Source organism: uncultured Campylobacter sp. (assembly GCF_938041645.1).
Lineage (GTDB): Bacteria > Campylobacterota > Campylobacteria > Campylobacterales > Campylobacteraceae > Campylobacter_B.
This window is the reverse complement of sequence record NZ_CALIST010000016.1, coordinates 19,048-28,888: the sequence shown is the minus strand read 5'-3', so window position 1 is coordinate 28,888 and position 9,841 is coordinate 19,048. Positions and strand designations below refer to the sequence as shown.

9 protein-coding genes and 1 pseudogene are annotated in these 9,841 nt (G+C 48.8%); all 10 read left to right on the top strand.

Annotated elements, in window-relative coordinates; all coding sequences use genetic code 11:
• Window positions 1-477: pseudogene (locus Q0600_RS02415) on the top strand (hypothetical protein); the annotation flags it as partial.
• A 59-nt stretch (window positions 478-536) separates the two neighbouring features.
• The gene (locus Q0600_RS02410; protein WP_298756478.1) at window positions 537-1,418 is read left to right on the top strand and encodes a lysophospholipid acyltransferase family protein; all 882 of its coding nucleotides are present in this window, start codon (window positions 537-539) and stop codon (window positions 1,416-1,418) included.
• Window positions 1,403-2,842, top strand: a complete 1,440-nt coding sequence (locus Q0600_RS02405; protein WP_298756475.1) for an ELM1/GtrOC1 family putative glycosyltransferase — start codon at window positions 1,403-1,405, stop codon at window positions 2,840-2,842. The genes Q0600_RS02410 and Q0600_RS02405 overlap by 16 nt, the downstream gene beginning before the upstream one ends.
• Complete coding sequence (locus tag Q0600_RS02400) at window positions 2,839-3,915, top strand: glycosyltransferase family 4 protein (protein ID WP_298756472.1); 1,077 nt, start codon at window positions 2,839-2,841, stop codon at window positions 3,913-3,915. Before Q0600_RS02405 ends, Q0600_RS02400 begins: the two co-directional genes overlap by 4 nt.
• Complete coding sequence (locus Q0600_RS02395; RefSeq protein ID WP_298756469.1) at window positions 3,912-5,096, top strand: O-antigen ligase family protein; 1,185 nt, start codon at window positions 3,912-3,914, stop codon at window positions 5,094-5,096. The genes Q0600_RS02400 and Q0600_RS02395 overlap by 4 nt, the downstream gene beginning before the upstream one ends.
• A complete protein-coding gene (locus Q0600_RS02390; protein WP_298756466.1) occupies window positions 5,093-5,905 on the top strand; it encodes a polysaccharide deacetylase family protein in 813 nt (270 codons plus the stop codon). Before Q0600_RS02395 ends, Q0600_RS02390 begins: the two co-directional genes overlap by 4 nt.
• Window positions 5,902-7,104, top strand: coding sequence for a glycosyltransferase (locus Q0600_RS02385; protein ID WP_298756464.1), 1,203 nt, complete (start codon window positions 5,902-5,904; stop codon window positions 7,102-7,104). The genes Q0600_RS02390 and Q0600_RS02385 overlap by 4 nt, the downstream gene beginning before the upstream one ends.
• Window positions 7,092-8,258: a glycosyltransferase gene (locus Q0600_RS02380; RefSeq protein WP_298756462.1), complete on the top strand. Its 1,167-nt coding sequence runs from the start codon at window positions 7,092-7,094 to the stop codon at window positions 8,256-8,258. Before Q0600_RS02385 ends, Q0600_RS02380 begins: the two co-directional genes overlap by 13 nt.
• The gene (locus Q0600_RS02375; protein WP_298756460.1) at window positions 8,255-9,046 is read left to right on the top strand and encodes a polysaccharide deacetylase family protein; all 792 of its coding nucleotides are present in this window, start codon (window positions 8,255-8,257) and stop codon (window positions 9,044-9,046) included. Before Q0600_RS02380 ends, Q0600_RS02375 begins: the two co-directional genes overlap by 4 nt.
• Window positions 9,043-9,798 carry a glycosyltransferase family 2 protein gene (locus Q0600_RS02370; protein ID WP_298756459.1) on the top strand — a complete coding sequence of 252 codons (756 nt, stop codon included), beginning with the start codon at window positions 9,043-9,045 and terminating at the stop codon, window positions 9,796-9,798. Before Q0600_RS02375 ends, Q0600_RS02370 begins: the two co-directional genes overlap by 4 nt.
• Window positions 9,799-9,841 lie beyond the last annotated feature (43 nt).

The following is a 9,841-nucleotide window of genomic DNA, read 5'->3' as shown; positions in this document are numbered from 1 at the left end:
GAACAGAATTTCGCCGCAAAAGCGGGACTAGTGTCGCCAAATACCGAGCGCGTTACTGCAAGCTGTGTTGAGAAGAATTTTACTCAAGATGATTTCAAACAAAATTCTGCAAATTCCATCGCGCCTAATAGCTCTGCAATAAATTCCGCTAAGCAAAATATCCAAGCAAATTCCATTTTTACGCCACTTGAAATTTCTGCAAACGAGGGTGTGGATAAAATTTTAACCGCGCTTGAGAGCTACTTAAATTCTCAAAATTTCGATGGCCTTATGCTAAGCAACGAGCGGCAAATTCTATCTTGCGAGAGCGCGCTTGCGGCTCTTAAAAATGCGAGCGAGCGCCTGGCTTGCGGCGAGCTTGAGCTTTTTGCATTTGAGATAAATCGCGCGATTGAGGCGATTGCACGTATTTCGCGTCCATTTGAGCGAGATGAAATTTTAGACGAAATGTTTAGCAATTTTTGCCTCGGTAAATAGCGTTTTAGCTACTAATTAGCCAAAATTCAATATAATCTCGCATTTAAAACGAGGTCTTTATGAAGGAAAAAATCCAATATTTTTTGGCGCTGGGTCTGATAAAATTTGCAAAATTCGCGCCGAAAAGCTTCATATTCGCATTTTTCGATAAGCTCGCACTTTTCGCATCGTGGAAGCTTAGTAGGCGTGTTAAAGTCGCGCAGGATAACCTTCGCGCCGCTTATCCACAAAAAAGCGAAAGTGAGCTTCACTCTCTTGCGATCGAGAATTTTCGCAGTATCGCTAGGACGCTTACCGACACGCTTTTATTTTACAACGGCAGACTAAAATTTGATGATCTGATTTCAAACGGCGAGCAGGCGCTAGAGCGCGTCCGAAAGCTAAAAGGTGATAATCCGCACGGGATTTTATTTTTTACCGCACATTTTGGAAATTGGGAAATTCTAGCTAATTTTTTCGGCGCCAATGGCTTTCCCGTCTCGGTAGTCGGGCGTCGCAGTGATAACGAGCTGATCGAAGAGCGGCTCGTGGCGCCGTTTCGCGAGCGCTACGGCAATGACCTCATTTACAAGGACGATGCGATGCGCAGGCTCGTGCAGGCGCTAAAGCAGGGGCGCAACGTAGGCATTCTGCCCGATCAAAAGCCGGGCCCTAAAAATAGCCTGATTACGACCTTTTTCGGACGACAGTGCTACACCACAAAGACCATCGCGTCGCTTTATTTGAAATTTCGCCCCGTGCTGATACCCATTTTTGCGCGTCGCGGAGAGGATAATCGCTACGAGATCGTGATCAAGGATTTCCCGCCGCTACCTGAAGGGCTAAATAAGGACGAAGCCGAGCTGTTTATCACGCAAAAGTGCAACGACATTTTCGAAGAGGTTGTGCGAACCGCGCCGCAGCAGTGGTTTTGGATACATAAACGATGGAAAATGGACTGATGGCGCGGCAAATTTCAAGAGGCGAGAGCAAACGGGGTGTCATAAGAAATTTATCCGCGCCGCAGGGCTCGCGCCTTTTTGCAAAAGAGCAAAGCGTCGAAAATTTAAGTAGAGCTGCGCGAGAAGGTAAAATTTTAAATCGCGAAAGCTCTATGGCGATCGCTGTCGCGCGAGCAGGCAAAAATTCGAACTTCAAAAATTTTATATCGTTTTGCGGTCACACGTCTTGCACTTTGCGGCGCGAAAGCTTTAGAGATAAAAATTTAAGAGCGGGCGCCTCAGATTACGCGTGGCACGCAGGCGGCGAGTCATTAAATTTAAACAGCGAAAACTCCGCTGCAAATCCGTCCGCCCCAAAAAATCCGCATCGAAAAGCGCTCATCTTAAGCGACGGCCGCAAGGGGCACGAGAACCAAAGTATCGCATTTTGCGAGCTAAAAGGGCTTGATTTTTGCATTTGCAAGATCGCTTACGCAAACAAGCTTCTTAAACTCTGCTCCTACGCGCTTGATTTTTTTGGGCTTTATTTTAAAATTTTTAAGTGCGATCTTGGCGGGAGTGGCACGGCGGCGGACCGTAAAAACGGATCAAATTTAAATAATACCTCTTTAAACAGCCCCGCTGCATCAGATAGCATAAATTTAGATGCCACGCCGAATGGCACCAATTCAGACGCCGTATCATATAGCGCAAATTTAGACGCTGCATCATATCGCAATTTAAATTTCGCAGATTTCGATCTGTTCGTAGGCGCGGGCTCTACGATCTATTACGCGCTGAAATTTTACGCGCGCAGATACGCAAAGCCGAGTATAGCATTAATGTATCCGAAGGGCTACCGCAAGGATTTTAGCGTCATCATCGCAGGCGCGCATGACCGCCCAAAGCCGCGCGCAAATCTTAAAATTTCGCCCGTCTCGCTTAGTTTTTCGCGCCCGCAGGGGCTGTACCGGCCGCAGCGTAAATCCATCGGATTTATCATCGGCGGGTCGAATTCCTGCTTTGAGATGGGGGATGAAATTTTAAAGCAGATCGAGGGCGTGAGGGCGCAGTTTGCGGACTGCGAGTTTGCGCTAACGACCTCTCCGCGCACGCCGCAGGCTACCGAGAGCGCGCTAGCTAAGCTTAGCTGGAATTACAGCGTGATTTACAGCCGCGAGCCCGTAAATCCGATCGGCGATTTTTTGGCACAGTGCGAGTGGGTTTTTATCAGCGAGGACAGCGTCTCGATGATAAGCGATGCCGTATCTAACGGGAGCGCGAGCGTAGCCATTTTGAGTTTAAAACGCAAAGATGCTCATAATAAATTTGACGATTTTATAAGCGCTCTCGTTTCTACGGGTCACGCTAGGCGCTATGACGAAACGTTAAAAAAGACCGCGAAGTACGATCTTAAGGCGTTTGTGAGGGAGATAAAAATATGAGGGTCGTGCAAATCCTGCCCGAGCTGAACGAAGGCGGCGTCGAGCGCGGCGTAGTCGAGCTAAATAGAGAGTTTGCGCGGCGCGGCATCGAAAATTTCGTTATCAGTAACGGCGGTAAATTGGCGCCAAAGATAGAAAAAGATGGCGGCATGCACGTACAGCTCGACGTTTGCTCCAAAAATATCCTAAGCGTTGCGGCGCGCGTTTTAAAGCTGCGTAAAATTTTAAGCAGGATCGCTCCAGACATCGTGCATGTCCGCTCACGCGTGCCGGCGTGGCTGGTTAAATTTGCTCGCCCCAAAGCAAAGATCGTAAGCACCGTGCATGGGATAAATTCCGTAAATTTTTACAGCAAAATCATGACGGATGCGGACGCGATCATCTGCCCTAGCGGCTATACGCGCGATCACGTAGTGCGAAGCTACGGCGCGGATGCGGCTAAGATCACGATCATTCCGCGGGGCATCGATCTAGAAAAATTTAATCCCAAAAATTTAGACGAGCGCTTTATCGCAGAATTTCGGCAGAATTTTAATCTCGCGCAGGATGATTTCATCGTCTCAAGCATTGGGCGCATTACGCAGATTAAGGATTACAAAACCCTGATCCGCGCCGCGGCTTTGGCAAGTGAACAAAAGCTTAAAATTTTGATCGTAGGCGGCGTGGGAGCGGGTCGCGACGAGTATTTTTCCGAGCTAAAATCGCTCGTAGAGGGGCTTGGACTGGGCGAGCGCGTAATTTTTACGGGCTCGCAGAGCAAGGTAGCCGAAATTTACTCGCTCTCATCGGTCATGGTAAGTGCTTCGAGCAAGCCCGAGAGCTTCGGGCGTTCGATGGCTGAGGCGATCGCACTGAATTGCCCGGTGATCGCGACCCGCCACGGCGGCGCGCTAGATATCATAAAAGAGGGCGAAAACGGCTATTTTTTTGATGTGGGCGACGCGCAGGCGCTGGCGGGGCTGTTTGCCCCCGCGCGCGAGCTGAAATTTGACGGCTACGGCTACATTTCGCAAAACTTCAGCCTAGAGCAAATGGTAGAAAAAACGATAAAGGTTTATGAGAGTTTAATATGAAAAAATTTTTTTATGAAAACGCGCCTAGTGGCTGGAGGATCGCATTTTTAACGCTGCTGCTTCTTTGGTGCGCATCGCTGTTTTTCAAAAATGCGGTCTATCAGATCTCCTTTGCGGCGCTAAATTTACTCTTTTTGGCGCATCTATTGTATTTTAAAAACTACGAAATTCTAAGCGAAATTTTGAAAAAAACGCGATTTATCGCGATCTGCTTCGTCTGTTTAGTGGCGACGCTAGCGATCTCAAACCTCCTAAACGAGGCTGTTATCTCAAAAAAAGCATGGCAGAGCACGCTATTTTTCATCCTTCGATACGGCACTATATTTTTGACGCTTTGCTATTTTTACAAGCTTAAATTTTTTGATCAAAACGCCGTTTTTGCCTTTTTGTTCGTAGGGCTTGGAATTTTATCGGCAAGCGTGATCTATCAGTTTGCAAGTAGCAGCGACGCAATCGTCTTTTCAAGCGACTCTGTTCGCGGAGGTCTTAGCGGAGCGCTTTCAAACCGCAATATTTTAGGGCTTTTTATGGGCTTTGGGCTCTGCCTTAGCGCGGTGGCGATACGGCGGCCTTTAGCGCTTAAATTTGTGGCTCTGCTTTTGTTTGCCTTTTTTATGATCTTTTCATTTTCCAGAGCGGCGTGGGTCGGTGCGTTTTGTGCGCTCGCGTTTTACGGCACGCTAAATTTAAAGAGCTTAAACAAAAAATACCTACTTTTCACGGTGGGTTTCATCGCGATTTTTGCCGTTTTGCTTGCGCTTTCGCCGTCGTTTGAGCAAAGGCTAGCCGCGCTATTTAGCGGCGATTCTTCAGGCAGGACCGTGATTTGGAGCTATATTTTAGAAATGGCGCAAGAAAAGCCTATCTTAGGCTACGGGCTGGGCTCATATATAAATTTGCCGGGCTCTCCGGTCCTTGAGCATCCTGAATATAACGCGCCGCATAATTTATTTTTAGAAATTTTACTTTATAGCGGCGTGCTCGGCCTCGTCTTCTACGGCTTGATCCTATTTAGCGTTTTTAAGGAGTGCATTCAAAGCAAGCAATTTGGGGTTCTCACGCTTCTGATATATCTTTTGATAGATTGTCAGTTCGATCACGGCGCGTATCTGTCGAAAGAAGCGCTAAGCCTTGCTACGATACTAAGCTTTTTAGCTTATCGCATGAGGATTGAGCGATGATCTACGCGGCGGTTTTGGCTTTTGCGGCGCTTTTTGCGTGGTTCTGCCTACGCTTTGCGTGGTGGGCGAAGGATCTGCCTTACGAGTATCCGCGCGTGCTGATGTATCATATGATCCGCGAGCATCTGCCAAAGCGCGCCTCTAAATTCAACCGCCTGCGCGTGACCCCCACCGCGTTTGAAAAACAGCTTGCGTGGCTGAAGCGAAACGGCTTTATGAGCTACACTTTAAGCGAGCTTGCAAGCTTAGATAAAAAGCCCGCAAAGGCGGTTTGTATTACCTTCGACGACGGGTATCGCGATAATCTCACGGACGCTCTGCCGATACTTCAAAAATACGGCTTTAAGGCGACGATTTTCATCGTGAACCGGCGCTTTGAGGGGAATTGGGCGACCGATAAGGATCTGAAAAAGCCAAGCGACGAGCTAAATAGCGAGCAGATGCTAAGCGACGAGGAGGTCCGCGAGCTTTTGCGAAGCGGTCTCATCGAGATCGGCTCGCATACGCTCGATCACGCGAACTTGCCTAGCTTGGGCGCGCAAGAGCAACTGCGCCAGATGAGCGAATCAAAGCGCGAAATAGAGGCGAAATTTGACATTTCTTGCAGCGCCTTTGCCTATCCGTTCGGCTTTTACGACGAGATTAGCGTATGCTGCGCGCGCGAGGCGAGCTTTAGCTGCGCTGTTACGACGCAAAACGACGTGTTTCGTCCGTACTACTCAAATTTTGAAATTCCGCGCATCATGGTTAGCGGCAGGCAAGGGCTTTTTAGCTTCATTTTGAAGATGAAGAAGGGCAGAAATAGATGAAAATCGCCTATCTTTGCTGCTCCAGATTTTACGGCGGCGTCGAAAAGATCGTGATCGACTCGCTAAATGAGCTTTGCAAAAGCGAGCAGACGGCGCTAATCGTGCCCGATAGATGCGAGTTTTTGCAGCGTCTGGATGCTCGCGTGCAAATTTATGAGTACAAAAGCCGCGACAAGCGCTACAATCCGTTTTTGTTCGCTGAAATTTATCGGTTTTTACGCTCGGGCGGATTTGAAATTTTACATTCGCACGGTGCCAAAGCTGCACAGATTGGCTTTGTAATTGAAAAATTTTTAAATCTTAAGCTCGTTGCGACCAAACACAACGATCGCAAGGCGCCCGTTTTCGATCGCGTGCGAAACGTCATCGCAGCCTCTCGCAAGGTCGCAACCACGATAAATCACGCCGCGAAGGTGATATATTTCGGCATAGAGCCGCGGCTGGAGTTTGTAAATCATGAAATTCTCGCGTACTGCAAGGACGCGGAGGACGCCGCAAATAGGGCGTTTGAGGGGGAAAAAGATGAGCGCGGCGACTCGGCTGGCGTTGCGGGCGCGTCGCAAAATATGCCTGGCGGGGCGCGCGTGTCGCAAGATAGTGCTTTTGATGCGGACGCATCGCAAAATAAGACTAGTAGCGTATTCGTATCGCAACAGGGCGCAAACGCGGTGGCGGAAAATTTTAAATTTAGTATCGTCGCGATCGGCAGGCTCGATAAGATCAAGGGTTTTGATCTTTTGATCCGCGCCGCAAGCGAGCTGAAATTTGATTTCGAGCTTAAAATTTACGGTCAGGGCGGCGAGAGGCAAAATTTACAAAATTTAATCGATTCGCTAAAATTGCAGGACCGCGTGCGATTGTGCGGCTTTTGCGACGACGTTGCAGCGGCCCTGAGCGCGTCGCACCTGCACGTCATCAGCTCGCGCAAGGAGGGCTTTCCGGTGATTTTGATCGAAGGTATTTTTTATTCGCCCGTGCTGATATCTACCCGCGCGGGCGGAATTTCAGAAATTTTAAGCGAGGAGTTTTTGTGCGAGGCGGCGGATCTAGGCGCCAAGATCGATGAAATTTACCGCACTTACGGCAAATACGCCCGGGCTTTCGCGCAAAAACACGCCGGTCTTAAGCAAACTTTGACGCTGCAAAATTATATTAGCTCGCTTAAAAATTACTACGAGGAGCTGTTATGCGAAGCCTAAAGATCGTGCATTGCGGTATTTTCAACGAATACGACGACGGTAATTTTTTCTACGGTATGGAGCGTAAGATCAGCCACGGGCTCGTTCGCAGCGGACACTTCGTCTATGATTTTAGCTACCGCGATTGGGAGCGGAGCCTGCGCTTTTGCGGGCTGAAAAACAGCGGGTTAGAGAAGATGAACGCCAAGCTCGTGCGTATCTGCGAAAATATCGGCGCCGATCTGCTTTTAATCGGCAAAGGCGAAAAGATCAGTCTTGGCACGCTGCGGGCGATAAAATCGGCACTTCCTAAGATCAAAATCGCGATCTGGTACGTCGATCATCTACAAGAAAAACGGGAATTTTTCGAAAAGCTAAGCTTTATCGACGTGTTTTTTTGGGCGAATGCGCTGAAGCTGCGCGATCTTTCGGCAAGATACGGCGCGAAATTCGCCTTTTTCCCAAACATCTCCGACGCGGCGTTTGATAGACGCCTAGACGCCGCTAAAACGACCGACGTGATCTACATAGCGCGCGATTATCAAGAGGACGTGAGGTATAAATTTGCGCTTTTGCTGCGCGATTTTTGCGAAAAAGAGGGGTTTAGGCTTAAAATTTTTGCAAGCCTCGGCGCGCCTGCCGTATTCGGAGATAAATTTCATCGCGAGATCGCGGCTGCGAAGATCGCGATAAATTTTAATCGCGACGACGAGCTTGAGTGCGCGCGCGCTCATAAATTGCTCGGCGCGAGCGACCGTATGGCGCAGTTTTTAGGATGCGGCGTCTGCACTTTTAGCCCCAAGATCGCGGGGTTTGAGCGGCTTTATAAGGACGGCTCGGAGATAGTTTATTTTGACGGTCCTACGGATTGCTTTTCAAAGATCAAATGCCTTCTTGCTAGCGGCGAATACGCGCGTATCGCGCAGCGCGGCAGAGCCAAGACGCTAAAGATCGCAAACGCCGCCCGAGTGGCAAAATTTATGCTTGAGACGATCTTTGAAGAGAGCTTTGGCGCAGATGCCTGCGGTGAAATTTCTGATGAAAAATGCAGCGAGAGCGGCGGCGAACGTCACGACGCACTAAACGGAAGAGATAAAAGCGAGCGGAGCGATTTTTACAGCGAGCCTTACGAGTGGCGCGAGTTCGTCTATAAAAACGGAGAGAAATTCAGATGATTTATTTTGTAGCCTTTCTGATCTTTGCCGCCGCAGCGGGCGTTTCGCTGCGGTATAACTGGTGGCGGATCCCGCAGGGCTGGCATAAGGCGCGGGTGCTGATGTATCATAGCGTAGAGGAGCATAAGGGCGATAAATTCGACAAATGGCGGCTGAAGCCTGCGGATTTTGAAAGACAGATCGCGTGGCTTGCGAAAAACGGCTTTAAGAGCTTTAAGCTTAGCGAGCTTATCGCGCTAGAGCGGCTACCTAAAAAGGCGGTTTGTATTACCTTCGACGACGGGTTTGAAAATAATTTTTCTAACGCCTTTGAAATTTTGAAAAAATACAATTTCAAAGCGAGCATATTTTTGGTGCCGGACGCCGTGCAAAACGACTGGGAGCGCGCCAACACCGCTCATCTTGCAAGGATGCTGAGCGAGGAGCAAATTTTAAAAATGCAGGCAAGCGGGCTGGTGGAGTTTGGCGCGCATACGATGCACCACGTAAATTTAGACCTTACCTACGCGAGCGATCCGCAGCTCGCCGCAGATGAGATAATCGCGTCCAAAGCTCGCGTAGCGCGCATTTGCGGGCAGCCGTGCGAGGTGTTTGCCTACCCCTACGGTAAATTTAACGACGAAATTTTAAATATCGCTAGATCAAATTTTAAAGGCGCGGTGGTCGTCAAGCGCGGGCTTTACGAGGCGGGCGACGACAGATATGCCGTAAAGCGCATCGGCATTTTGGGCACGGAGGGATTTTTTGATTTTTGGCTGAAATTTACGAGGATAAGGAACAAACTATGATTAAAGCATCCGTTTATGCGATAGTGATGAATGAGGAGCGCCACATCGAGCGTATGCTGCGTAGCGTGGCGGATTTCGCCGAGATCATAATCGTCGATAGCGGCAGCATCGATGCCACGCTGCAGATCGCGCGTAAATTTACCGATAAAATTTACCACCACGATTGGCAGGGCGAGGGTGTGCAGAAAAATTACGCATTTTCGCTCTGCAGCAACGAATGGGTGCTAAATCTCGACGGCGACGAGGAGGTAAGCCCTGAGCTAAAGGGCGAGATAGAGGAGTTTATGAGTCAGAGCGATTACTCGGCGCTGGATATTAAATTTCACGAATACTCGCTAGGGCGCAGATGCTCCGATCTCGTGCGCAAAAATACTCACATTCGCTTCTTTCGCAAGGAGTGCGGCGAGTATAAAAATATGGGGGTGCACGCGCAAATTTCGATCATAAAAGGCGCGGTGAAAAAGAGTAAATTCTGCATTAATCACTTTAGCGAAAAGCCGATCGCCGAGCTCGTTACGAAAAACAACAACTACTCCACGCTGCGCGCGCAGGGGGATTTTGAGAAGGGCAAGAAGCCGAGCCTTGCGAAGCTTTTGCTGATCTATCCGTTTGCGTTTTTTAAATCATACATTTTGCGCAGATCGCTTTTTGACGGGCGCAAGGGATTTATCACGGCAAACATTAACGCATTTTACGCGTTTTTAAAAGAGGCGAAACTTTACGAGAAGTATCTTAAAAAGGGCGAAGATTAATCGAAATGATAGAAAATTTTAGTTATTATTGCGACTTAAATTT

Coding starts and splice junctions, on each gene's coding strand:
- Q0600_RS02410 (WP_298756478.1), top strand. CDS start 537: ATGAAGGAAAAAATCCAATATTTTTTGGCGCTGGGTCTGATAAAATTT.
- Q0600_RS02405 (WP_298756475.1), top strand. CDS start 1,403: ATGGAAAATGGACTGATGGCGCGGCAAATTTCAAGAGGCGAGAGCAAA.
- Q0600_RS02400 (WP_298756472.1), top strand. CDS start 2,839: ATGAGGGTCGTGCAAATCCTGCCCGAGCTGAACGAAGGCGGCGTCGAG.
- Q0600_RS02395 (WP_298756469.1), top strand. CDS start 3,912: ATGAAAAAATTTTTTTATGAAAACGCGCCTAGTGGCTGGAGGATCGCA.
- Q0600_RS02390 (WP_298756466.1), top strand. CDS start 5,093: ATGATCTACGCGGCGGTTTTGGCTTTTGCGGCGCTTTTTGCGTGGTTC.
- Q0600_RS02385 (WP_298756464.1), top strand. CDS start 5,902: ATGAAAATCGCCTATCTTTGCTGCTCCAGATTTTACGGCGGCGTCGAA.
- Q0600_RS02380 (WP_298756462.1), top strand. CDS start 7,092: ATGCGAAGCCTAAAGATCGTGCATTGCGGTATTTTCAACGAATACGAC.
- Q0600_RS02375 (WP_298756460.1), top strand. CDS start 8,255: ATGATTTATTTTGTAGCCTTTCTGATCTTTGCCGCCGCAGCGGGCGTT.
- Q0600_RS02370 (WP_298756459.1), top strand. CDS start 9,043: ATGATTAAAGCATCCGTTTATGCGATAGTGATGAATGAGGAGCGCCAC.